This is a genomic window from Puribacter membranae (assembly GCF_055380425.1).
Window position 1 is genome coordinate 1,697,983 of the sequence record NZ_AP040167.1, and the last position, 23,623, is coordinate 1,721,605.

23 protein-coding genes, 1 tRNA gene and 1 pseudogene are annotated in these 23,623 nt (G+C 51.1%); 4 read left to right on the forward strand and 21 right to left on the reverse strand.

The window, feature by feature from the left end; genetic code table 11:
- Positions 1-3: 3 nt before the first annotated feature.
- From mlaD to cysK, 15 genes are all read right to left on the reverse strand, one after another.
- Complete coding sequence (mlaD, locus tag ACZ41M_RS08215; RefSeq protein WP_464731627.1) at positions 4-522, reverse strand: outer membrane lipid asymmetry maintenance protein MlaD; 519 nt, start codon at positions 520-522, stop codon at positions 4-6.
- Positions 523-548: 26 nt separating this feature from the next.
- Positions 549-1,334 carry a lipid asymmetry maintenance ABC transporter permease subunit MlaE gene (gene mlaE, locus ACZ41M_RS08220; protein ID WP_464731626.1) on the reverse strand — a complete coding sequence of 262 codons (786 nt, stop codon included), beginning with the start codon at positions 1,332-1,334 and terminating at the stop codon, positions 549-551.
- Positions 1,331-2,125, reverse strand: a complete 795-nt coding sequence (locus tag ACZ41M_RS08225; RefSeq protein ID WP_464731625.1) for an ABC transporter ATP-binding protein — start codon at positions 2,123-2,125, stop codon at positions 1,331-1,333. The genes mlaE and ACZ41M_RS08225 overlap by 4 nt, the downstream gene beginning before the upstream one ends.
- 163 nt (positions 2,126-2,288) lie before the next feature.
- Positions 2,289-2,708, reverse strand: coding sequence for a F0F1 ATP synthase subunit epsilon (locus ACZ41M_RS08230; protein WP_464731624.1), 420 nt, complete (start codon positions 2,706-2,708; stop codon positions 2,289-2,291).
- A gap of 104 nt (positions 2,709-2,812) precedes the next feature.
- Positions 2,813-4,192 carry a F0F1 ATP synthase subunit beta gene (gene atpD / locus ACZ41M_RS08235; RefSeq protein WP_464731623.1) on the reverse strand — a complete coding sequence of 460 codons (1,380 nt, stop codon included), beginning with the start codon at positions 4,190-4,192 and terminating at the stop codon, positions 2,813-2,815.
- A 388-nt stretch (positions 4,193-4,580) separates the two neighbouring features.
- Positions 4,581-5,459 (reverse strand): F0F1 ATP synthase subunit gamma, encoded by an 879-nt coding sequence (gene atpG / locus ACZ41M_RS08240; protein WP_464731621.1) that lies wholly within the window; start codon positions 5,457-5,459, stop codon positions 4,581-4,583.
- Between the two features lie 18 nt (positions 5,460-5,477).
- Positions 5,478-7,019: a F0F1 ATP synthase subunit alpha gene (gene atpA / locus ACZ41M_RS08245; protein ID WP_464732173.1), complete on the reverse strand. Its 1,542-nt coding sequence runs from the start codon at positions 7,017-7,019 to the stop codon at positions 5,478-5,480.
- 69 nt (positions 7,020-7,088) lie between these two features.
- Positions 7,089-7,622 carry a F0F1 ATP synthase subunit delta gene (locus ACZ41M_RS08250; protein ID WP_464731620.1) on the reverse strand — a complete coding sequence of 178 codons (534 nt, stop codon included), beginning with the start codon at positions 7,620-7,622 and terminating at the stop codon, positions 7,089-7,091.
- A gap of 13 nt (positions 7,623-7,635) precedes the next feature.
- Positions 7,636-8,106 (reverse strand): F0F1 ATP synthase subunit B, encoded by a 471-nt coding sequence (locus tag ACZ41M_RS08255; protein WP_464731619.1) that lies wholly within the window; start codon positions 8,104-8,106, stop codon positions 7,636-7,638.
- A 126-nt stretch (positions 8,107-8,232) separates the two neighbouring features.
- Positions 8,233-8,475, reverse strand: a complete 243-nt coding sequence (gene atpE, locus ACZ41M_RS08260) for a F0F1 ATP synthase subunit C (RefSeq protein ID WP_464731618.1) — start codon at positions 8,473-8,475, stop codon at positions 8,233-8,235.
- A 77-nt stretch (positions 8,476-8,552) separates the two neighbouring features.
- The gene (atpB, locus tag ACZ41M_RS08265) at positions 8,553-9,407 is read right to left on the reverse strand and encodes a F0F1 ATP synthase subunit A (RefSeq protein WP_464731617.1); all 855 of its coding nucleotides are present in this window, start codon (positions 9,405-9,407) and stop codon (positions 8,553-8,555) included.
- Between the two features lie 9 nt (positions 9,408-9,416).
- Positions 9,417-9,752, reverse strand: a complete 336-nt coding sequence (locus ACZ41M_RS08270) for an ATP synthase subunit I (protein ID WP_464731616.1) — start codon at positions 9,750-9,752, stop codon at positions 9,417-9,419.
- Between the two features lie 306 nt (positions 9,753-10,058).
- Positions 10,059-11,594 (reverse strand): YifB family Mg chelatase-like AAA ATPase, encoded by a 1,536-nt coding sequence (locus ACZ41M_RS08275; RefSeq protein WP_464732172.1) that lies wholly within the window; start codon positions 11,592-11,594, stop codon positions 10,059-10,061.
- A 98-nt stretch (positions 11,595-11,692) separates the two neighbouring features.
- Positions 11,693-12,397: a class I SAM-dependent methyltransferase gene (locus ACZ41M_RS08280; RefSeq protein WP_464731615.1), complete on the reverse strand. Its 705-nt coding sequence runs from the start codon at positions 12,395-12,397 to the stop codon at positions 11,693-11,695.
- Positions 12,398-12,558: 161 nt separating this feature from the next.
- Positions 12,559-13,548: a cysteine synthase A gene (gene cysK / locus ACZ41M_RS08285; RefSeq protein WP_464731614.1), complete on the reverse strand. Its 990-nt coding sequence runs from the start codon at positions 13,546-13,548 to the stop codon at positions 12,559-12,561.
- Between the two features lie 375 nt (positions 13,549-13,923).
- Here cysK and ACZ41M_RS08290 point away from each other — a divergent pair.
- From ACZ41M_RS08290 to pth, 4 genes are all read left to right on the forward strand, one after another.
- Positions 13,924-14,000 (forward strand) — tRNA-Gln (locus ACZ41M_RS08290).
- A 195-nt stretch (positions 14,001-14,195) separates the two neighbouring features.
- Positions 14,196-15,152 carry a ribose-phosphate pyrophosphokinase gene (locus ACZ41M_RS08295; protein WP_464731613.1) on the forward strand — a complete coding sequence of 319 codons (957 nt, stop codon included), beginning with the start codon at positions 14,196-14,198 and terminating at the stop codon, positions 15,150-15,152.
- Positions 15,153-15,293: 141 nt separating this feature from the next.
- The gene (locus tag ACZ41M_RS08300; protein WP_464731612.1) at positions 15,294-15,848 is read left to right on the forward strand and encodes a 50S ribosomal protein L25/general stress protein Ctc; all 555 of its coding nucleotides are present in this window, start codon (positions 15,294-15,296) and stop codon (positions 15,846-15,848) included.
- 75 nt (positions 15,849-15,923) lie between these two features.
- Entirely contained in the window at positions 15,924-16,514 is a 591-nt protein-coding gene (gene pth, locus ACZ41M_RS08305) for an aminoacyl-tRNA hydrolase (protein WP_464731611.1), read from the forward strand.
- Positions 16,515-16,627: 113 nt separating this feature from the next.
- Here the strand turns inward: pth and ACZ41M_RS08310 are convergent, their stop codons facing one another.
- The 6 genes and pseudogenes from ACZ41M_RS08310 to ACZ41M_RS08335 all read right to left on the reverse strand — a co-directional run bounded on the left by ACZ41M_RS08310 (position 16,628) and on the right by ACZ41M_RS08335 (position 23,448).
- Positions 16,628-17,716, reverse strand: a complete 1,089-nt coding sequence (locus ACZ41M_RS08310; protein WP_464731610.1) for a baeRF3 domain-containing protein — start codon at positions 17,714-17,716, stop codon at positions 16,628-16,630.
- 172 nt (positions 17,717-17,888) lie between these two features.
- Positions 17,889-18,935, reverse strand: a complete 1,047-nt coding sequence (locus ACZ41M_RS08315; protein ID WP_464731609.1) for a DUF475 domain-containing protein — start codon at positions 18,933-18,935, stop codon at positions 17,889-17,891.
- 189 nt (positions 18,936-19,124) lie between these two features.
- Positions 19,125-20,006: a succinate--CoA ligase subunit alpha gene (gene sucD / locus ACZ41M_RS08320; RefSeq protein WP_464731608.1), complete on the reverse strand. Its 882-nt coding sequence runs from the start codon at positions 20,004-20,006 to the stop codon at positions 19,125-19,127.
- Positions 20,007-20,048: 42 nt separating this feature from the next.
- Positions 20,049-21,191, reverse strand: a complete 1,143-nt coding sequence (locus tag ACZ41M_RS08325; RefSeq protein ID WP_464737502.1) for an OmpA family protein — start codon at positions 21,189-21,191, stop codon at positions 20,049-20,051.
- A gap of 42 nt (positions 21,192-21,233) precedes the next feature.
- Positions 21,234-22,388, reverse strand: a pseudogene (sucC, locus tag ACZ41M_RS08330) (ADP-forming succinate--CoA ligase subunit beta); the annotation flags it as partial.
- A 391-nt stretch (positions 22,389-22,779) separates the two neighbouring features.
- On the reverse strand, positions 22,780-23,448 hold the full coding sequence (locus ACZ41M_RS08335; protein ID WP_464731607.1) for a DUF2889 domain-containing protein: 669 nt from the start codon (positions 23,446-23,448) through the stop codon (positions 22,780-22,782).
- Positions 23,449-23,623 lie beyond the last annotated feature (175 nt).

The window sequence follows — 23,623 nt, forward strand, 5'->3', positions numbered from 1 at the left end:
GCATCACTGCTTCACATCCGTGCCGCCGGCGCTGCCCGCCGTATCTGATTTGGCAGACGATTCCATTTGTTTCACGCCGAAGTTTTTGATCAAATCTTCCAACTGCATCGCTTGCTCGGTTTCGATTAACTCGCCCCCGTCGGCGATCATATGCTCGGCATCCGCGCCTTGATTAATGCCGATGAACTGTGCGCCCAGCAGCCCCGAGGTGTACACCATCACTTGGCTGTCCTGCGGCAACTTCACGCCTTTGTGAATGTCCATCACCACTTTGGCTTTATATTCGCCTTGGTCATCAAACAGTTGAATATCGCGCACGCGACCAATTTCAATGCCGACCATTTTCACCGGCGCATCTTTTTTCAAAGAGCCGACACCGGCAAAATTGGCACTGACGCGGTAGGTTTCGTGCGAGGCGTTCCAGCTTTTACCACCGACCAAAAACGTCAGACCAACCACCGCCAGCGCGCCAAGAATGACAAACACGCCCACCCAAATATCAATTTTTCTTTGCTGTATCACATTACCACCTATGTTGTATCGACCGATCAATGGAACATCAACGCGGTCAAAATGAAGTCCAATCCCAATACCAAGAGTGACGATTTCACCACCGTGCGTGTGGTTGCCTGCGCCACACCCTCTGGCGTGGGTCGCGCTTGCGAACCTTCATACACCGCCAAAAAGCTGACCATCAAGCCAAACACCACACTTTTTACCAAACTGCCCTTCACGATGTCGGCATACACATCAACGCCATCGTGCATCATATTCCAAAACGCTCCCGCATCCACGCCCAGCCAGCGCACCGCGACCAAGTAGCCGCCAAATACGCCAACAATCGAGAAAATCATCACCAGCACCGGAACGACAAAGCCGCCCGCCCAGAAACGCGGCGCATACACGCGCTCCAGCGGATCCACGCCCATCATCTCCATCGCGGACAACTGTTCACCCGATTTCATCAGACCGATTTCCGCCGTGATTGACGTTCCCGCCCGTCCTGCGAATAAAATGGCCACCACCACGGGCGAGAGTTCACGTACCAAGGACAGCGCCACCATCAATCCGACCATCGCCTCAGAACCAACGCGACTCAAGGCGTAATACGATTGCAACGCCAGCACCGCGCCAATGAAAAAGCCCGACACCACCATAATCAACAGGGAGTAATTACCCAAAAAGTGGATTTGCTGAAGCAATAAACGGAAACGCGTAACGCATACGCCCACCTTTCCCAACAGCGCCACAAACATCCGCGTCGCAAAGCCCAAACCGCGCACTATTTTTCGCGTATCTTGCCCAATCTGCGCCGCTTGATCTAACCAGCTCATACTTGACCTCGCGCTTGATGTGCCGCATGCGTCGTCACGGCGGGCGCACTGTGCTCAAGGCGCTCTTCGCGCCCGTGAATGAAGCGACGCACAAACGGATCGTTTGAGAGCAATAACTCATCGGGCGAACCCTGCGCCACAATGCCCGACTGATGCATGATGTAAACATAATCACAAATCGCGAACGTCTCATGTATGTCGTGCGACACCACAATCGACGCAGCATTCAGACCATCCGTCTGCTCGCGAATCAAATTCGCAATATTGTCCATCGCAATCGGATCCAGACCCGTGAATGGTTCGTCAAACAGCATGATTTGCGGATTTTGTGCAATCGCCCGCGCCAACGCCACGCGCCGCGCCATCCCGCCGGAGATTTCCGCCGGCATCTTATACGCCGCATCCGCCAAACCAACTGCCTCTAATTTTTCAAACACCCGCGCTTTGATTTGCGATTCGGATAAATCCGTGGTTTCATGCAGCGGAAACGCCACATTCTCATACACACTCATATCGGTGAACAGCGCACCGAACTGAAACAGCATCCCTATCTTGGTACGCAAGCGTCGCAAATCCGCCGCATTGTCATACGGCAATGGCGCACCCAGCATCATGACGCGCCCTGAATCGGGACGCAACAAGCCGGCCACCAAACGCAACAGTGTGGTTTTGCCACAACCCGAAGGCCCCATCACTGCCACCGCCCGTCCCTGCTTCACAGACAAGGAGACATTGCGCACAATCGGCTTGGTGGGTGAGTAGGCAAAAGAAACTTGGTCTAATTCAATCATTCGTGCATTATAAAGCATATCCGTGTAGCCATTTCCTTAGCGCGCCACAACGTGCCACAACAATGGCCTGAAAACAACAAACCGCCCAAAGCAGGCAGTTTGTTTCATCGAATCGAATTCGCAATACATCAATGCCGTATTGCGCCATCCGATGTTAATTGGCTTATTTATTGAGTTTTTTGCGCAATTTTTCCAATGCGGCCAATTGAGCCACCGCAACCGACAATTCCGATTGCGCACGTGCGTAGTCGATATCAGACGCTTTGTCTTTCAGATCTTCCTCTGCACGCTGTTTCGCTTCCAGGGCACGAGCCTCATCCAAATCATGACCACGAATCGCAGTATCCGCCAAAATCGTAACGTGATTCGGTTGAACCTCCAAAATGCCACCAGCAACGAACACCAGCTCCTCATCCGCACCATTTTGAATGCGCACTGCACCCGGACGGATGCGGGTAATCAAAGGGGTATGCCCCGGCAAAATACCCAACTCACCGGTTTCACCTGGCAAGGCAATAAACTCGGCCGCTCCTGAGAAGACCTCTGCTTCTGCGCTCACCACATCTACTTGGATTGTACTCATACTGTTTCCTAAGCTTGTACCGCTATATTCCGCTCACATGTGTGTGTACCGAACTCAGCACACACCCATGTGCTTGCAACGACTATTTGGGTTGGCTAATGCCATTAGCCCATTTTCGCCGCTTTTTCTACCGCTTCGTCAATGCCACCAACCATATAGAACGCTTGCTCTGGCAAGTGGTCGTATTCGCCGTTGATAATGCCTTTAAAACCACGGATGGTTTCTTTCAATGACACGTATTTGCCTGGCGAGCCGGTGAAGACTTCCGCAACGTGGAATGGCTGTGACAAGAAACGTTGGATTTTACGCGCACGACCAACCAGCAATTTATCTTCCGGCGCCAATTCGTCCATACCCAAAATCGCAATAATATCGCGCAATTCTTTGTAACGCTGCAATGTTGCTTGTACGCCACGTGTGACAGAGTAGTGCTCTTCGCCAATCACATTCGGGTCAATCTGACGGCTGGTTGAGTCCAAAGGATCAACCGCTGGATAAATACCCAAAGAAGCAATATCACGGCTCAACACCACGGTCGCATCCAAGTGACCAAATGTGGTCGCTGGCGATGGATCGGTCAAGTCATCCGCTGGTACGTATACGGCCTGAACCGAAGTAATCGAACCTTTTTTAGTCGAAGTAATACGCTCTTGCAAACGGCCCATTTCTTCCGCCAAGGTCGGCTGATACCCCACCGCTGAAGGCATACGACCCAACAACGCAGATACTTCAGTACCGGCCAAGGTGTAACGGTAAATGTTGTCCACGAAGAACAATACGTCACGACCTTCGTCACGGAAGTATTCCGCCATGGTCAAGCCGGTCAAGGCCACACGCAGACGGTTTCCTGGAGGTTCGTTCATCTGACCGTATACCAGAGATACTTTGTCCAATACGTTGGAGTCTTTCATCTCGTGGTAGAAGTCATTACCCTCACGAGTACGCTCACCCACACCTGCAAACACTGAGAAACCACCATGTTGTTTGGCGATGTTGTTAATCAATTCCATCATGTTCACGGTTTTACCTACACCCGCACCGCCGAACAGGCCAACTTTACCACCCTTGGCAAACGGACAAATCAAGTCAATCACTTTGATGCCGGTTTCCAACAATTCTGTTGATGGGCTCAATTCGTCAAATTTCGGCGCCAAAGCATGAATAGAACGTTTTTCATCAGTCACGACCGGACCCGCTTCATCAATCGGGTTACCCAAAACGTCCATAATACGACCCAAGGTACCTGTACCCACAGGTACCATGATCGGTGCACCCGTGTTTTTCACGGTCACGCCACGGCGCAAGCCGTCTGACGAACCCAAACAAATTGTACGAACGATGCCATCGCCCAACTGTTGTTGAACTTCCAAAGTCAACGCAGAGCCATCCATGACCAGTGCGTCATAAATTTTCGGCATGTTATCACGCGGAAATTCAACGTCAATTACCGCACCAATACACTGAACGATTTTACCTTCTACCATTATTTCACTCTCAATCATGAATTAACTAAAATTCCCGTGACATCTTTGAACTCGTCATCGAGTTGGCGTCACACCACATGCTACTTGCCAAAAACTATTTAACTCTTGGCATCTTTTTTGTTTATCTTGTTCAGACAAACCGTTCATCTGCTCACGCAGGACAGCGACCATGTGCTCTCGATCACTTTTATTACGCATCATTGGGCATATTTCCAAAACCTTCACCCAATCCTCGCACACAGATTCCGAACTGTGGCGCACAACTGAATGACTACCCAAATCATTTTCCGCCTTTTTTTGGCAAGCGGCTAACCCGCCAACCAAGCCCACCATCGTCATACCAAACAGAATGCGCGCGAGCTGTGAGCACACACGCCGATGATCGGGTTTATACCGCAGCCGCGCCACCAACAATCTCTGACAGCTCTTTGGTAATCGCCGCTTGGCGTGATTTGTTATACACCAATTGCAATTCGCCAATCACGTTCTTCGCATTGTCTGAAGCTGCTTTCATGGCCACCATACGCGCAGATTGTTCGGATGCAATATTTTCAGCAACGGCCTGATAAACCAATGCTTCGATATAACGCACCAACAACTCGTCCACAACCGTTTCAGCCGATGGCTCGTAGATGTAATCCCAAGAATAATCTTTTTTCTCAGCATCGGTTTGCGCCAAGGTGCTTTTTGACAAAGGAATCAATTGCGCCACCACTGGCTCTTGCTTCATGGTATTGACAAATTGCGTATACGCGAGATAGACCGCATCCACTTCGCCCGCCAAATAAGCATCAATTTGTACTTTAACCGCACCAATCAACTCATCCATATGGGGGACATCACCAATATGAGTGCTTTCTGACACCACATCCGCACCAATTCGGTTCAAAAACCCTAGACCTTTACTGCCAATTGCGGTCATTTGCACCTTGCATCCGGCATCATTCCAGTCTTTCATTTGGGTGGTTGCGGCACGCAAAATATTGGTATTCAAACCACCGCACAAACCTTTATCCGTCGTGACCAAAATCAAGCCCACATTCTTAATCTGAGCACGCTCGGTCAAAAATGGATGCTGATATTCTGAATTGGCAGCACTCATGTGTGCTGCGATATTACGCACTTTGTCTGCGTATGGACGAGCCATACGCATACGCTCTTGCGCTTTACGCATTTTTGAAGCGGCGACCATTTCCATGGCTTTTGTGATCTTTCGCGTATTTTGTACGCTTTTGATCTTTCCGCGAATTTCTTTCATGCTGGGCATGGCTTAATCCTATACCAATTAGAACGCTGAGTTTTGTTTGTAGGCTTTGATTGCGTCATGTAAAGCGGCTTCGTCTTCTTTGCCTACTTCTTTTTTCGCTTCAATACCATCAATCAATGCGCCATAACTTGTTTTCAGGAAGTCAACCATGCCTTTTTCAAATGGCAGTACATCTTTGACTTCAACATCATCCAAGTAGCCGTTATTAGCGGCAAACAGTGATGCAGCCATTTCCCAAACTTGCAGCGGTTTGTATTGCGGCTGTTTCAGCAACTCAGTAACGCGGCGACCACGTTCCAGCTGTTTGCGGGTTGCCTCGTCCAAATCGGAAGCAAACTGTGCAAACGCAGCCAACTCACGATACTGCGCCAAGTCGGTACGAATGCCACCGGACAGCTTTTTGATCGCTTTGGTTTGCGCCGCACCACCCACACGCGATACGGAAATACCGGCGTTAATCGCTGGACGGATACCCGCATTGAACAAGTCGGTTTCCAAGAAAATTTGACCGTCGGTAATGGAAATCACGTTGGTCGGTACGAATGCGGTTACGTCACCTGCTTGGGTTTCAATTACTGGCAATGCGGTCAGTGAGCCGGTTTTGCCTTTGACTTCACCATTGGTGAATTTCTCAACGTAGTCTTCGTTCACGCGAGCCGCGCGTTCGAGTAAACGGCTGTGGAGATAGAATACGTCGCCAGGATACGCTTCACGTCCTGGAGGACGGCGCAACAACAATGAAATTTGACGGTATGCCCAAGCTTGCTTGGTCAAGTCATCATAAATAATCAAGGCATCTTGACCGCGATCGCGGAAGTATTCACCCATAGAGCAGCCGGCATACGGTGCCAAGTATTGCATAGCCGCAGAATCCGAAGCGGATGCCGCCACAATGGTGGTGTATTCCATTGCACCATGTTCTTCCAGCTTACGAACCACATTCATAATAGAAGAGGCTTTTTGACCAATCGCAACATAGATACACTTAAGGTCTTTGCCCTTTTGGTTGATAATGGTATCCACCGCAACCGCTGTTTTACCCGTTTGACGGTCACCAATAATCAATTCACGTTGGCCACGACCCACTGGAACCATCGCATCAATCGCTTTCAAACCGGTTTGCACAGGTTGATCAACTGATTTACGCCAAATCACGCCCGGCGCTACTTTTTCGATAACGTCTTTGTGTTGCGCATTGACAGGGCCTTTACCATCAATCGGATTACCCAAGGCGTCAACAACGCGACCGAGCAATTCAGGACCGACCGGAACTTCCAAAATACGACCTGTACATTTTACGATATCGCCTTCGGAAATACCTTCGTACTCACCCAAAACAACGGCACCCACCGAATCGCGCTCCAAGTTCAATGCCAAGCCAAAAACGTTGCCGGGAAATTCCAACATTTCACCTTGCATCACATCGGCCAAACCGTGGACACGACAAATACCGTCCGTTACAGAAACGACCGTGCCTTGCGTGCGCAAGTTAGCAGAGTCGTCCACACCTTGAATTCGATTCTTAATCAATTCACTGATTTCAGAAGGGTTCAGTTGCATGCTCATTGCTCCAAATTTATTCACCACTGCCAATCCCTTGATTGACAGATCTATTGCTGCTCTACGTGTTTATACCGTCAAAGCAGACTGCATGCGTGCCAATTTTGCACGCACAGACATATCCAACACTTCGTCACCAACCGTTACGCAAAAACCACCAATCAGGTTGCTGTCCACCGAGATTTCCGGCTTGAGCTTTTTGCCCAATTTTTTCTCCAAAGCGACAACCAACTCATGCGTCTCTTGTTCACTCATCGCATGCGCGCTAACGATATGCGCATCAGCAGAGCCTTCGTACGCATTTTTATGATCCAAAAATGCCTCATAAACCGCCGGCAACGCACCCACTCGACCTTGCATGACGATGGCGCTTAAGAAATTTTTATGTGATTCCGAAGAAGGCTTTAACACTTCTTCAAAAAGCGAAACCAATTGATTCTTCGCCACTTTGGGGTTATGCGCCAATTGACGAATTTGCTCCTGACCGACCAATTGCGCCGCATTTTCTAAAAACGCAGCCCAGCCAGACAGGTTGTTTTCTGCCTTCGCCACATCAAACGCGGCTTGTGCGTAAGGACGGGCGATGGTTCCGATCTCAGCCATATCTCACCCGCCTTTACAGTTGTGCTTTGTATTGCGCCAACAAGTCCGCATGGTTGTCCGCATTGATTTCACGACGCAAAATTTGCTCAGCACCAGCGACCACCAAGCCAGCAACTTGATCACGCAATGCATCTTTGGCACGAACCACTTCTTGCGAAGCATCGGCCTGAGCCTGCGCCAAAATACGTTGCGCTTGTTCAGTAGCATCGGTTTTTGCTTGAGCTTCGATCGCTTGCGCGCGCTTTTCCGCTTCCATCACGATATTTTGTGCATGCTCGCGTGCTTCACGCTCAAAGCTGACAGACTGCTCTTTTGCCGCCTCTAAAGCTTTTTTGCCTTGTTCAGCAGCAGCCAAACCGGCCGCAATTTTCTCACGACGCTCATCAATCGCCTTAATCATTGGCGGCCAGATGAACTTCATGGTGACCCACGCCAAGGTGAGGAACACCAAGGTTTGGATAAATAATGTTGCATTAATATTCACGACATCATTCCTTTAATTACGCAAGCCAATTGAATTGGATTGCGATAGACACTTACCGCACGTCATGCGCGATGCAAACCACTGCACACCGACACACGCGAGCGGCACTCAACGAATCTCTGTTGATTAGCCTTGGAATGGGTTTGCGAACGCGAACATCATAGCAATACCAACACCGATCAAGAAGGCCGCATCAATCAAACCAGCCAACAGGAACATTTTGGTTTGCAATTTATCCATCAATTCAGGTTGACGAGCAGATGCTTCGATGTATTTACCACCCATCAACGCAATACCCAAGCATGCGCCGATTGCACCCAAACCGATGATCAAACCGCACGCCAAAGCTACGAAACCAACTGCACTCATTACAAACTCCTTTTATTTAAAAAAAGTAAAGATAAAAACATCAAACAAAATTACCAACTGGGTTAGGAATCACCCAATTAATGCGCATCATGAGCTTGACCCAAATACACCAGAGTCAACATCATGAAAATAAAGGCTTGCAACAGGATGATCAAGATATGGAAAATCGCCCAAATCGAACCAGCAATCCAATGCCCCAACCCTAAACCAATGCTCATGCCCAGATTATCCCAGCTCCAAGCTGTACCCATCAAGGCAATCAACAAGAAAATCAATTCGCCAGCAAACATATTACCAAACAACCGCATACCGAGCGAGACTGCTTTTGCTAAAAATTCAATAATATTCAGCAATAAGTTAAATGGCGCCATAGCAATACCAAATGGCGCGCTGAACAACTCATGAACAAAACCACCAGCACCTTTAATTTTGAAGCTATAAAACAACATCAACAGCAACACACCAAACGACATGCCAATCGGGGCATTGATGTCAGCGGTCGGCACGATGCGGGTATACGGCAACGGCAGATGCAGAACGCCAATCAACCAGCCAGCCAAATCAACCGGAACCAAGTCCAAGGCGTTCATCAACACAACCCAGAAGAACACGGTCAAAGCCAAAGGCGCAATAAATGTACGATCACCATGAACGATCGAAGACGATTGCTCTTCAACCATTTCAACCAGTGACTCCACCGCCGTTTGTACGCGATTCGGCGTATCGGAGGTAACTTTGCGCGCCACCCACATCAAAAACAGCAAACCAATCAAACCCGTCAACACAGAGAAGAAAATCGTATCCAGGTTGATGTATGAAAAATCAACGATGTTTTTTTGCGGCTCGCCCGTTTGCGTCAAATTGGTCAAATGGTGAACAATGTATTCCTTCGCATTCGCGGGGGCGTGATGTCCAACTTCTGCGCTACTCATAAAAATCCTTTATTCTTTAACCGTACGCAACAACCCGAAATTGTGCGCCTTTAACACGACAATCAACCCCGCCCAGTAGGCAATCGGTTGAATTTGCGAGCCAAACTGTCGCCATACAATAACGGCCGCGACAATCGCCACTAAAATCTTAACGCCTTCACCAACAAAAAACCGATACACAACCGCTGTCGGCGACGCGGCCAAATACAGCGCAAACACAGCATTGGGCAAAATGGCGATCACACTACCAATCAATGCTGACCAAAGCGCTTGCTGGCCGAAAAAAGCCGACACCGCAACCACAATCGCCGCAAAAATCACTTGGACAAGAACAGCAAAACCCATATCATTCCAATTCTTTCGCGCCGACATCGCGGACTTAAACCCAGCAATACGATGCTTTGTAGGCTGACAACGTCATTATTATGTGCGCACAACCTTACCACTTTCTTTCAGTTTAAACAGAAATCTCAAATATGGATAAATTGCACGCCACAAAGTCTTTAAATTGTACCGACGCCTCTCCACAATGTCAACGCTATCTATGGCTTTTGCTCGGTTAATTCATCAATATTGACCACAACAAACATCATTCTACCTTTAAAAACGCCTAAGCGTAAAACTCAAGCACATCCACAAGCATGCCGCTCATCACCCATCGGACAACAATCCTCTGCGATATTGTATGGCCTGCGCGACATGACTGGCTTTGATCGTATCGCTACCCTCCAGATCTGCCACACTGCGCGCTACACGCAAAATTCGGTGATAGACCCGCGCCGACCAGTTGAACTGATTCATGGCCTTAACCAACAACTGCCGCCCCGCATCATCCGGCGTGGCAAATTCATCCATTTGCTGCACCGACAGACGCGCATTCAAGCACTGTTGCCGCGCCATTTGCCGCTCAAACGCTCGCACCACGCGCTCGGCAACAGTCGCACTGGATTCGCCCGTCGGCGCTTGGTGCAAATCCGCAGCCTCTACTGCCGGCACCTCGACCTGCATATCAATTCGATTTAAAAACGGTCCGGATAGGCGCGATTGATAGCGCGCAATTTGATCTGGCGTGCAGTGGCACGCCTTTTTCGGATGCCCTTGATAACCGCACGGACACGGATTCATCGCCGCGACCAATTGAAACGCCGCAGGATAGGTTACCTGTCGCGCGGCGCGCGAAATATGAATTTCCCCAGACTCCAACGGCTCGCGCAACACCTCCAACACTTTGCGATCAAACTCGGGCAGCTCATCCATAAACAGTACGCCACGATGCGCGAGCGAAATCTCACCCGGCCTCGGCGTCGAACCACCGCCAACCAAAGCCACTGCCGACGCGGTATGATGCGGCGAGCGATAAGGGCGGACGCGCCACATCTGCGGCTGAAATTGCCCCGCGCTGCTGAGTACGGTTGCCGACTCCATGGCTTCTTGGTCACTCATGGGCGGTAAAATACTTGGCAAACGCGCAGCCAACATGGATTTTCCCGTACCCGGCGGCCCGACCATCAACACACTGTGACCGCCTGCCGCCGCAACTTCCAAGGCGCGCTTGACCGCCGTTTGACCGCGCACATCCGCCCAGTCCAGCGCATAATGCGGCACTAACAGCGCACTTTCGGAAGACACCACAGGCTCCTGCGTATCGGGCGAGCGCAATTTGGCGCACACGTCCAGCAAGGATTTAGCCGACCAAATGTGTGCGCCGCTGACCAATGCGGCTTCGGCGCAATTGGCTTCGGGCAAAACCACAGTCGGCGTGGCAGCGGGCGCAGAGACCGCGGTCTGCGCTTCGCGGACAATACCGTAGGTCATCGCCAAAGCACCCGTGATCGGGCGCAGTTCGCCCGAGAGGGACAACTCCCCTGCGAATTCGTATTGCGCTAAATTTTTCACCTTGAGCTGACCGCTGGCGATCAAAATACCCAACGCAATCGGCAGATCAAACCGCCCCGACGCCTTCGGCAAATCCGCCGGCGCCAGATTGACCGTGATGCGCTTGGCGGGAAAATCCAATAGCGCATTTTGTATCGCCGAGCGCACTCGATCCTTCGACTCCTTGACTTCGGTTTCGGGCAAGCCCACGATATTGAACGAGGGCAAACCCGCCGCCAAATGTACTTCCACCGTGACGCGCGGCGCGGCCATGCCGAGCAACGCGCGCGAATTAATGACCGCCAAACCCACGAAATCGCCCTTTCTACTTATATTCAATGAACAAGCCTACACATTATTGCTCATGCTCGCTTGCAACGCACTTAATGCACCAAATGCATCCCTAAATTTTAGACTTTTTCCACCACAATTCGCGTCTGCACGCCATCGCGCAAGGGCTCGCAGGAAATCAGCTTAAACCCACCACTCTCCAGCATAAAAACAATGTCTTCGGGATGGTAGCGGTTGTGTTCCAAAAAGTGCTCAAATGCATCTTCAAGATCGGCGCGCGTTGTTTCGTCACACCACATTTGCGTATCGGGGTAACGGCGTTGCAAATAATCGCGCAGCGGTCGACGCACCACATCAATAACGCACATCCGCCCACCCACTTTGAGCCACTGATGCGCGGCCTTAAACATCTTGATCGGCTGCGTCAACTCATGCACCACCATATTCGCCATCACCATTGCCGCTGAGCTCGGCGCAATGTCGGCGCTCGGCTCGTTCAAATCATCCACGATAATGCGTCCATTACGCGGCAATTCCAGCGGATCAGCCAGCATATACGGCGCGACCTCAATACCGATCACCGACGCGTCGGGGTAGCGCTGCGCGCACGCCTGCACAAACTGCCCAATGCCTGCGCCCAAATCGACAATCGCATCACCTGCTTGATAATGAGTCGCAACCTGCTTGTCCCAAAAATCCCAAAATGCCGCGTCGTGACGCTGTTCAAAATTTTGCGTGATGCGTTCGCGCGCCACTTCACCATCACCACCGTGGTGTTTCAAAATACTGGCTTGCGTGGCCTGAATGGAAGCTGTTTGGCTCATGATATCCCCGTGCAAATCAAATCATCTGTCAAAACATATTCGACGAATTATAGCCGAGCCGCTTGATTGAACGATAAGAATTAACAGACCTATTGGAGCACATTTTTGCCATCAAAAAACCCGCTCGAGCGAGCGGGTTGATTGTGCAATCTATCAATCTATTATTCCACCGGCAAACCGGTCACCGGATCAAATTGCCCTTCAAACAACACCGCGCTCAAATAGCGCTCGCCCGAATCCGGCAAAATCACCACAATGGTTTTGCCCGCGAGCTCCGGTTGTTTGGCCAAACGCACCGCTACCGCTAACGCCGCGCCGCCCGAAATACCGGCGATGATGCCCTCTTCTTTGGCCAAACGACGCGCGTATTCAATCGCATCCTCGTTCGTCACCTGTTCGATTTGATCCACCACATTCAAATCCAAAGTGTCCGGCACAAAGCCCGCGCCGATGCCTTGGATTTTATGCGGGCCGGGTTGAATCGGCTCGCCGTTGCGCGTTTGCGTCAGCACCGGACTCGCGGCAGGCTCCACCGCCACCGACCACAACGGTGCTTTGCGTTCGTTTTTAAAATAACGCGAAATACCAGTGATCGTGCCGCCCGTACCCACACCCGCAACCAAAATATCCACTTTACCGCCGGTCGCATTCCAAATTTCCGGACCGGTGGTCGATACGTGAATCGCCGGATTGGCCGGATTTTTGAACTGCTGCAACAGCACATATTTATCGGGATCGGATGCGGCGATTTCCTCCGCTTTCGCAATCGCGCCTTTCATGCCCTTTGCGCCCTCGGTCAACACCAATTTTGCACCATAGGCCGCGAGCAATTTGCGTCGCTCCACGCTCATGGTGTCCGGCATGGTCAAGGTAATCGGAATACCGCGCGCCGCCGCCGCAAAAGCCAAGGCGATGCCGGTGTTACCGCTGGTCGGCTCGACCAACTCTTTGCCTGCCGTCAGGACACCGCGTTGCTCCGCATCCCAAATCATCGCCGCACCGATACGGCACTTGACCGAATAGGCCGGATTGCGCCCCTCAATTTTGGCCAAAACCGTGGCCTGCGCGCCCTCTTGCTCGGTAATGCGGTTGATGCGCACCAAAGGCGTCTGACCAATCGACTGCGTGTTGTCTGCAAAAATCTGTGTCATGTGAGTTCTCCTGAAATAATCCTTAAATACCCGAAGGCAGCGCTCAGTCACCGCCACGCTGAACCTAAAAACTGTTTGAGCGATACTTTATATTAAAATTACCGATATAGCAATATTTTCTTAATTCTAATTTAATATATAAAATCAAGCAAAATCATCTTCGATTTTATGGAAACCGCCTGTTTACACGCGCTCATTCAGCAGCTCTCAGACAGCCCCCACGCCACAGGATTTTTATAGAAAAAAGCAACACACCCGCGCGACAGAACCGCCCGGGTGTTGCCTATAGGCCGCAAACCAATCATTTTGTATCAATTTTTTCACAACCCCTCTTGCAATTTATTTTCGAGTCGGGCTATAATTTCGTTCTCGCGTAGAGGAGTCGCCAAGTCGGTTAAGGCACTGGATTTTGATTCCAGCATTCGAAGGTTCGAATCCTTCTTCCTCTGCCAAAAATAAAGTTAAATTGCCCGCAGTTCCGTATAAAAGCCTCGGAGGCGGGCAATTTTTTTTGGTACACTCACATAACCCTTGGTATTTTTGGCTGAGGCGTTTTTTCACGAAGCCCTCTTCTTGACGCTATCGGTGGCGATGCGGAAGTCTTGGTGAAAGAACTCTTCCAAAAAAACTTCCATAGGATTTGCACCATGTCCACAAATGAACTCATGATTTTCACGGGGAATGCCAACCCCAAGCTGGCTCAGGATGTTGCTGATTACCTGCGTGTTCCATTGGGCAATGCCAAGGTTGGACGTTTTTCAGACGGCGAAGTGACTGTCGAAATCAATGAGAATGTCCGTGGTCGCGAAGTGTTTATTTTGCAATCAACCTGCGCACCGACCAATGAGTCGTTGATGGAAGTGTTGATTATGGCCGACGCACTGCGTCGCGCGTCGGCAGGACGCATCACCGCTGCCATGCCGTATTTCGGCTACGCGCGTCAAGACCGCCGTCCGCGCTCTGCGCGTGTGGCGATCACGGCCAAATTGGTGGCGAATATGCTTGGTGCTGCCGGTGTGGATCGCGTGATGACCATGGATTTACACGCCGATCAGATTCAGGGCTTTTTCGACGTGCCGGTGGACAATATTTATGCCTCGCCAATTTTATTGAGCGACGTGGTATCCAAGCAGTTTGAAAATTTGCTGGTGGTTTCACCGGATATCGGCGGTGTGGCGCGTGCGCGTGCTTTTGCGAAGCAATTGGAATGCGACTTGGCGATCATTGATAAACGCCGTCCGAAAGCCAATGTGTCGGAAGTCATGAACATCATTGGTGAAGTGGAAGGCCGCTCATGCTTATTGATCGACGACATGGTGGACACTGCCGGCACGATGTGCAAAGCGGCGGAAGTGTTGAAAAGTCGTGGCGCCATTCATGTATCGGCCTACTGTACACACCCCGTGTTGTCCGGTCCGGCGATTGAGCGCGTGAATGCGTCGGTACTGGATGAATTGGTGGTTACCGACACCATCCCGTTGTCGGCTCAGGCCGCCGCCAGTAGTAAAATCCGCCAGCTCAGCTGTGCAAAATTATTGGGCGAGACGATTATTCGCATCGCCAAAGAGGAATCGGTCAGCTCCTTGTTCAGCGAAGTCATCTGATTTTCATCTGACTTTTGAACAGGCGCCGACATATTTTGCGCGGTGGGTGTTTTGAACACGCGCCGCACAAACCATCTGGTCGCGGATGGACAGATTGATTTGAAATCGTTCAAATCATTTTTTATTTTTTGGAGCATATTTATGAAAATTACTGCAAATAGCCGTGCCCTGCACGGTACGGGTGCGAGCCGCCGTATGCGTCGTGAAGGTAAAGTACCTGGCGTCGTTTATGGTTCATCAGGTGCCGCTTTATCAATCGAATTGGATCACAACACTTTGTTCCACGCTTTGCGTAAAGAAGGCGTGCGCTACTCCGTTTTGGATTTGGAATTGGACGGCGCGGTGGAGCAAGTGATCGTGCGTGACGTACAAGTTCACCCATTCAAACCAATGGTTTTGCACATTGATTTGCAACGCGTGAATGCAGACGAAGCCGTTGTGGCCAAAGTACCGTTGAAATTCGTGGGTGGCGAAAACTCACCGGCAGTGAAATTGGCGTCTCAACGTGTGCGTCCTGCGGTATTCAACTTGAAAGTCTCTGCATTGCCGAAAAACTTGCCGAGCGTATTGATCGTGGACACTTCCAAACTGGAAGCCAGCCAAGCGATCAAAGCCAGCCAATTGACCTTGCCAGAAGGCGTATCTTTGGTCTTGGGCAAACAAAAAGACATCACTTTGGCAACTGCGGGCAAGTAACCCCAAGGTTTCACTGTGTTATCATGGCAGCCCACCGTTCGCGGTGGGTTGTTTACTTTTTAGACTCTCACCATCATGGCAGATACCACCAAACTCATCGTCGGACTGGGCAATTACGGAGCGGAATACGAGGACACGCGGCACAACGCGGGCTGGTGGCTGCTCGATGACATCGCGCGTGAATACGGCACAACCTTGAGCACGCAATCGAAGTTTCACGGCTTGGCCGGACGCGCACGCATTGCCAACACCGATGTTTGGCTGCTCAAACCGATGACGTATATGAATCGCTCGGGTTTAGCCATTGCCGCATTGGCCAATTTTTACAAAATCCTGCCCAAAGACATCCTCGTGCTGCACGATGAATTGGACATTCCCGCAGGCACGGCAAAAATGAAAATCGGCGGTTCCACCGGCGGTCACAACGGCCTGAAAGACACGCAAGCGAAACTCGGCACGCCCGATTTTTGGCGACTGCGCATTGGCATTGATCATCCGCGCAACAGCGGTACACCGCAGCAACCTGTAGTCGACTATGTACTCAAGCCACCCAAACAAGCCGAACGCGAAGCGATTGAGCAATCCATCGGCAAAGCGCAAACCATCATTGCCGATTGGGTCGCAGGCGACGTAGAAAAAGCCATGCGTCTGCTGCACCAAAAATAAAGCCGCCGATGACTCAGCCCCACATGAAAAAAAGCGTACAGCTCACACTGTACGCTTTTTGTTGCCATGCGCATAAACTCATCATTGCCGCTGAATCATGCGCGTAAACCCCATCAATAACGCGGCTTCAAAGCAATTTTACCGAGCGACTTGAACTGATCTTGCTGGGTAAAGACCGAACGCCCACCTTTGGCGACGACTTCCCAAGCAATCACACTGACAATATCGTCAATCGCACCTGGAACGGTCGGATCATCAATGAAATCAAAGGTACGCTCATCTTTCATCATCACCGGCTGCGCAAACGACTCATGCACAATCAACAGATCAGCACGACCATCGATGGCGGCCTGATAAATCTCCTGCAAATCAGTCAACACACCCGTGCCAGCGACCGCTTCCTGCATTTCCTCAATCGCCTTGGCACGACGCTCTTTTTGCAGCGGCTCAATCACATCAACCCACGCCTGCTTGCCCAAATCATGCTCGGCCATCGCGTTATAGTTAATCGCGCTATGCCCCACATAAACGGCAGGACGATCCGCGACATGCATCAAGTGACTGTTGTTTTGCTCAGTTGAAATCACCACACACGGCAGCCCCATTTGGTTGTACACCTTAACCAAAGCCTTATCGACCTTATTAAAATACTCACGCAGCATATTGTCCATCAGACTGGCCTGACTGCGTTTGTCGCTGTGCGTGATGTAGTGCGGATTCGCTTTGAATGGAAAATCATCGTTACGAATCTCCTCCACGATAGCGTCGTTAATCACCTCGTACAGCTGCACGCCGCCTTGCGACAGCACCATCAACAGGTACGACTCACTGCGGTTATACGCCTTGATCGCATCGCGCACCGCGAAGCGATCATCAATATACACGCCTTGCATCGTGGTTGGCCAAGTCGATTTCAGCATTTCCTTGGTGTCGTTCGACAAAAAAATGTGCAGACTGTCCAGATTATGTTGAATGTCAATTTGCTCAGGCAACGCGCTCAAGTCATCCAAAATTTTTGCAACCGGACGCTTGCCAAATTCATCAATCAAGCGCTTTTCCGCTTCCGCGCACAGGTTTTTCAATAAAATCGCGTCCTGCGCATTGTCAGGATGGGTACGGTGCGTGTTCAAGGAAATAGTCACACACGGATTGTTTTTCTCAGACGCCAGACGCGCCAAACGGCTCAAACGATCTACACTCATACAGACCTCCTTATCATAAAGTTGGATGAAGTCAAACTGCTGCGGGTACTCCTTTTCAAAAACTCAATCAATTCTTTTATTCAACTTCATTATAACCAATCAGTATGGACAAATGAGGCATAAAAAAACGCTCAAAATTCACAATCTTGAGCGTTTCTATCAACAATTCACCTTAACGGCTCGCTAAATCACGCCGCCGTGCAATCAAGGACGACCAGAACGACAACGCAATCAATATCAAACCGATCAGCCCCGTCACCACCTCGGGAACCTCAACGATCGAACTCAAAAACATCAATGACGCCAAGGCCAAAATCGCCCAATGCGCGCCATGCTCCAAATAACGATACTCGCTCAAGGTATCACGCTCAACCAAAAACACCGTCAAACTTCGTACCCACTGCGCACCAACCCCCAGGCCCAGCATAATGACAAAAATATCCTTACTGATCGCAAACGCGCCGATCACCCCATCAAAACTAAAAGAAGCATCCAGCACCTCCAGATACATAAACGCTCCGAGCGAGGCGGAAAAGCCCTTTTTCACCATCTGTGTCGCTTCGCTATAATCGTTTCCGCCGCCAAAGGCATCACTCAAGCTACCCACAAACACATAAATCACCGTGCCCATCACGCCTGCCAACAACCCCACATAACGCTTTTCAACCGGCAACGCAAAAATAACCAGCAACAGCAACAGCAATGTAATCCCAACCGCCATCATAGACAGTCGTCCCAATTGCGCCAAGCGGCGCTCTAAGCCGCCCAACCAATGAATTTCGCGTTCATGATCGAACAACCACGTCAGCGCCACCATCAGCAAAAACGAACCACCAAACAGCATCACCTCCACATGATGCAAATGCAGTTGATGGCTGTATTCATCGGGGTTATACACCGCCATATGGTATACCTGAGCAAACTCCATACCCGTCGCGAATGCCACAATGACAAAAGGCAAAACCAAACGCACCCCAACCACGGCAATCAAATACCCAATGGTCAAAAAGGCCACGCGAAACGCCGGACTCTGGCGTTTCAAGACAATCGCATTCACGACCGCATTGTCAAACGAAATGGACACCTCAAACACCACCAAAATCAACACGGCTAATACAGCTGACCAAGCCGCCATCTCATTAAATCGTCCACCGACAAAATAAGCCGCCACCAAAGCTGAGAAGGTAATCAGCCACGCACCCCAAAATTCACGAAACATCACGCTCAAAAATTGAATTACTCTCACAAAGAACCTTTATTTATTATCAACTTCATTGACGAATGGATTAAAAACCGCTCGCCCTGATTCCCCACTCGAAACGGGCGATGAGCCAAAACGGAGCTTTCTCAACAACCTCAAAGGCATCCTCGGATGCCTTTTCTCAATCCGACGCACGCGTAAAAAACATCACAACTTCGATTGAAGCAAGCGCCCCATTTCCGACGGATTGCGGGTAACGGCAATGCCGCAGGCATCCATGATCTCCAGCTTTTCCTGCGCCGTGCCCTTGCCACCCGAGATAATCGCGCCCGCGTGCCCCATGCGTTTGCCCGGCGGCGCAGTCACCCCTGCGATAAATCCGACCACCGGCTTTTTCATATGCTCTTTGATCCAGAGGGCGGCTTCCTCTTCGTCGCCGCCACCGATTTCGCCAATCATCACCACGGCATCGGTGTCTGGGTCATCATTGAACATTTTCATAACATCAATGTGTTTCAAACCATTGACCGGATCACCGCCAATGCCAACAGCAGTCGATTGCCCCAAACCAAGCTCGGTCAACTGCGCCACCGCTTCATACGTCAAAGTTCCCGAGCGCGACAATACACCAATGCGGCCTTTGCGGTGAATGTGTCCCGGCATGATGCCGATTTTCAATTCATCCGGTGTGATCACACCCGGGCAGTTCGGCCCGAGCAACAGGGTTTTGCGGTTTTCACGACGCATGCGGTCACGCACGGCCATCATATCGCGCACCGGAATGCCTTCGGTAATGCACACCACCAAATCCAAATCCGCCTCAACCGCTTCCCAAATCGCATCGGCAGCGCCCGCCGGCGGCACATAAATCACCGACACGGTGGCGCCGGTTTGCGCTTTGGCTTCGGCCACCGTGCCATAAATCGGCACACCCTCGAAGTTTTCACCGGCTTTTTTCGGGTTTACACCGGCGACGAAACATTCTTTGCCATTGGCGTATTCACGACACATACGGGTATGAAATTGACCGGTTTTGCCGGTCATCCCTTGGGTGATGACCTTGGTATTCTTGTTGATTAAAATACTCATGATGTCCTCTAATCTTTCAAAATAGCTTCACTCAGCCATGTTTCATTGAGCCGGCATGAATTCAACGCGACGGTTGCGTGCACGACCATCGTCGGTGGCGTTGTCGGCAATCGGTTTGTCCGCGCCGTAGCCTTTCGCCGTCAACGCATTCGCGGCAACGCCTTGTTTCACCAAATAGGCCACTACCGCTTTGGCGCGCGCATCCGACAGCGCCACATTGGCTGCTGCGTCACCTGTATTATCGGTATGACCGGAGATTTCCCCTTTGAGACCGTCCTTTTTCGCGCCGGCGGCAAATTCATTCAAACCGGCTTTATCGGCCTCAGGAATCACCGACGAGCCGGTGGCGAAATTGACTTTCAACAGCACGGCGCCCGCAGAGGCTTTCGCGCCTTTTACCATCAGTTTGTCGTCCAAGCTCACACTCGCGCCCAGACTGGCCAATATCGCTTTTGCCTTAGCCAGCAATTCATCTTTGGTCGCTTGATCGGCCACTTCACCGCTCAAGCTCAAACGATTACCCGCAAAAACAATACTCGCGCCTTTGGATTTGAACAAATCCACTACCGCCGCATCCAAGCCTTTGGCCGGTGCAGGTACTGCCGGAGGTGGCGGTACCGCACCCGTCGCAGCTTGTCCCTGAGCATTGGATGCCGCTGGTGGCAAATCATTCGGCTTTTTCTCACCGCACTGACTCAACAACCAGCCCAACAGCAAGGCCAACGGCAACAGCCACCAAAAACGTTTCACCCAGCTCGCGCTGGCTTTCGCGCCTTGCGCGCTCACGCCCAATGCCGTTGCGCCAGCCGCGGTCACACTCGCGGCTGCGCCGCCAACCGCTTTGTCCGCGCCGGACACCACATCTTTGAACGCATCAACCGAGCTACCGGCAATGTCGCTCACCGCCTCAACGGCCTCTCCGGCCAAACCTGCAACGCCGCTGGTGGCGGACTTGGCAATATCCACCGAACCTTCGGCAACATCACCTACGGTACCCACCACGCTGCTGACCACGGATTTGGCGGCTGAAACCGAGCTTTCGGCAATATCCCCCACAGCTTCCGCCGCTTCTTCAGCCAGATCAACCACGCCGGTGGCTGCGGTTTTCAAAACACCCACGACCTCTTCCGCCGCATGGCCGACTTTATCACCCACGCCTGCCACTACACCGGCGACACCGGCCATACCCGCCAAGCCAGCGAATTTACCATCGGAATCAACTGCATTGGCTGCAGCAACCACCTGCTCGGCCGCCTGCGCCATCGTGTCCGCAGAAATAATCGGCAAACCGGACTCGGCCAGAATTTTCTTGCCCAGCTCTTCATTCGTGCCTTTCATGCGCACGACCAACGGCACTTTCAAATGCACCTGCTTGGCCGCCGAAACCACACCCTCGGCGATCACGTCGCATTTCATGATGCCGCCGAAAATATTGATCAAAATCGCTTTGAGGTTCGGATTTTTGAGCATGATTTTGAAGGCTTCGGTGACTTTTTCCGTACTCGCGCCACCGCCCACATCGAGGAAGTTCGCTGGTTCGCCACCGTACAACTTGATGGTATCCATCGTGGCCATTGCCAAACCCGCGCCATTAACCAAACAACCGATATTGCCATCGAGCGAGATGTAGGACAGGCCGTATTTGGAGGCTTCGATTTCCGCCGCGTCTTCTTCGTCCAAATCGCGCATTTCGGCGATTTCCGGGTGACGGAACAAGGCGTTTGAATCGAAATTCATTTTCGCGTCCAACGCAACCACTTTGCCCTCGCCCGTGGTAATCAACGGATTGATTTCCGCCAAATCGGCGTCGGTTTCGACAAAGGCCTTGTACAAACCTTGTAACACGGTACGCGCACCACCGACCGATGCCTCCGGCATACCCATTTTGCGCGCCAAGTCGTCCGCTTGTTCATCGGTGATGCCGGTGATCGGATCAACGTAAAGTTTGTGAATCAATTCCGGTGTATGTTCGGCGACTTCTTCGATGTTCATGCCACCTTCGGACGAGGCCATCACGCAGACTTTTTGTGAGGCGCGATCCACCAGCATGCCGAGGTAGTATTCTTTTTGAATGTCCGCGCCCTCTTCAATCAGCAGGCGACGTACTTTTTGCCCCGCCGGACCGGTTTGGTGCGTGATCAATTGCATGCCCAAAATTTGCTCGGCGTATTGTTTGACTTCATCCATGGATTTGGCGACTTTGACACCGCCGCCTTTACCGCGACCGCCCGCGTGGATTTGCGCTTTCACAACCCAAACCGATCCACCCAGCGCCTGCGCGGCTTTGAGCGCATCATCCACTGAAAAAGCAGGAATACCGCGCGGTACGGGCACACCGTATTTTTTCAGAATTTCTTTACCTTGATACTCATGAATCTTCATGACAAAAACTCCTTCGAGTCATTGATAGTACATACAAAACGAGAGCATGCGCGCTCATCGGCACGCATGCTCGGAACGTGTGAATCCTAGCGCAAACATTCTACCTCATTGCGTTATCAATATACGCCTTTTTCATGTGGATTTAAGGAAATACGGAAAAAGTAAAACCCTACTTTTTCCGTGCTTAGTATTGGAAATTTTGTCAGGGAAACCCTGACAAAATTTGAACAAAATCAAAATATTAAAATTGCGGATGCTTTCAAGTATGCTCGCCTGTATAAATGCTTGAGCTGAAAAACAAATTTATTCCGCGTTTCCTTAAACACATTGAATTCAATGGTCAAAATCTACCCAAAAGCCGTCCTACATCAGCATGAAGTGCGCGGCTTTTTTAGTCGGACGACTCAGTTTTCGGCTGTTTATACCACTTCGGATAATAGAGTTTGACCGCCTCCGAACCTTCGGCCAGCGCGTGGCATTTATCGATTTGGAATGGCCGACCCGCCTTCTCCTCGCCCACCGCATTGCGGTGGCGTACATTCAACTCGACCGCGACGCCCTGAATGACCACGGTGGGCAGGCTGTTGGCCAATTCGGTCAAATGCGTACAGCCTTCCACGCCCTCGAATAGTTCGCGAATCGCCGGACGAAAGCCGTTGACGATATTCAATCCCACCATTTTTTGATAATCCGGCGCGATGGTCTGACATTGCGCCAAATACGGCGCGCCCAAAGTTTTGGCCTGCACCGCGACGATATTGAACGCATTATCCACCGTCACGCGCAAAATCATATTGTGCAGCGGCTCGGCAGGCGCGCGCAGCGAGCTGGCCAAGGTGAACGGATAGCTTTTGCGATCCTGCATCTGTGCTTCGATGTCCCAAAGCCCGTCCTCACGCTCAAACACCTCGTAGCAAAAACTGCGACGGTGTTTCAAGGTACGCGCCACCGGCTCGCCCATCGTCTCGATCTGTGAGCGCGTGATGTCTGCGGCGGCTTGGGTCAGTGGCGTGCTGTCGCCCATATGGATGGCGCCGTCTGCTGATAATGGATGATTCATTCCGTTCCTTTGCAATTTAAATCGTACAGTCGTGCTATTTTAGGCGATTTTTGGCAAAAAACAAGATACATCCACAAAGCTTCGTCCAAACACGTCGGCGCACGCCCGTTCAGGAAAAGCCTCTATCGGCAGCGCGTGAATCGGCTACAATAGCGGCTGTATTGATTAGAAAACA

Coding starts and splice junctions, on each gene's coding strand:
- atpA (WP_464732173.1), bottom strand. CDS start 7,019: ATGCAACTGAACCCTTCTGAAATCAGTGAATTGATTAAGAATCGAATT.
- atpB (WP_464731617.1), bottom strand. CDS start 9,407: ATGAGTAGCGCAGAAGTTGGACATCACGCCCCCGCGAATGCGAAGGAA.
- ACZ41M_RS08335 (WP_464731607.1), bottom strand. CDS start 23,448: ATGAATCATCCATTATCAGCAGACGGCGCCATCCATATGGGCGACAGC.
- atpD (WP_464731623.1), bottom strand. CDS start 4,192: ATGGTAGAAGGTAAAATCGTTCAGTGTATTGGTGCGGTAATTGACGTT.
- ACZ41M_RS08225 (WP_464731625.1), bottom strand. CDS start 2,125: ATGATTGAATTAGACCAAGTTTCTTTTGCCTACTCACCCACCAAGCCG.
- atpG (WP_464731621.1), bottom strand. CDS start 5,459: ATGCCCAGCATGAAAGAAATTCGCGGAAAGATCAAAAGCGTACAAAAT.
- cysK (WP_464731614.1), bottom strand. CDS start 13,548: ATGACACAGATTTTTGCAGACAACACGCAGTCGATTGGTCAGACGCCT.
- ACZ41M_RS08325 (WP_464737502.1), bottom strand. CDS start 21,191: ATGGCCGGTGTCGCCGGTGTAGTGGCAGGCGTGGGTGATAAAGTCGGC.
- ACZ41M_RS08250 (WP_464731620.1), bottom strand. CDS start 7,622: ATGGCTGAGATCGGAACCATCGCCCGTCCTTACGCACAAGCCGCGTTT.
- ACZ41M_RS08270 (WP_464731616.1), bottom strand. CDS start 9,752: ATGGGTTTTGCTGTTCTTGTCCAAGTGATTTTTGCGGCGATTGTGGTT.
- atpE (WP_464731618.1), bottom strand. CDS start 8,475: ATGAGTGCAGTTGGTTTCGTAGCTTTGGCGTGCGGTTTGATCATCGGT.
- pth (WP_464731611.1), top strand. CDS start 15,924: ATGGCAGATACCACCAAACTCATCGTCGGACTGGGCAATTACGGAGCG.
- ACZ41M_RS08315 (WP_464731609.1), bottom strand. CDS start 18,935: ATGTTTCGTGAATTTTGGGGTGCGTGGCTGATTACCTTCTCAGCTTTG.
- ACZ41M_RS08280 (WP_464731615.1), bottom strand. CDS start 12,397: ATGAGCCAAACAGCTTCCATTCAGGCCACGCAAGCCAGTATTTTGAAA.
- ACZ41M_RS08310 (WP_464731610.1), bottom strand. CDS start 17,716: ATGAGTGTAGATCGTTTGAGCCGTTTGGCGCGTCTGGCGTCTGAGAAA.
- sucD (WP_464731608.1), bottom strand. CDS start 20,006: ATGAGTATTTTAATCAACAAGAATACCAAGGTCATCACCCAAGGGATG.
- mlaE (WP_464731626.1), bottom strand. CDS start 1,334: ATGAGCTGGTTAGATCAAGCGGCGCAGATTGGGCAAGATACGCGAAAA.
- ACZ41M_RS08295 (WP_464731613.1), top strand. CDS start 14,196: ATGTCCACAAATGAACTCATGATTTTCACGGGGAATGCCAACCCCAAG.
- ACZ41M_RS08300 (WP_464731612.1), top strand. CDS start 15,294: ATGAAAATTACTGCAAATAGCCGTGCCCTGCACGGTACGGGTGCGAGC.
- ACZ41M_RS08230 (WP_464731624.1), bottom strand. CDS start 2,708: ATGAGTACAATCCAAGTAGATGTGGTGAGCGCAGAAGCAGAGGTCTTC.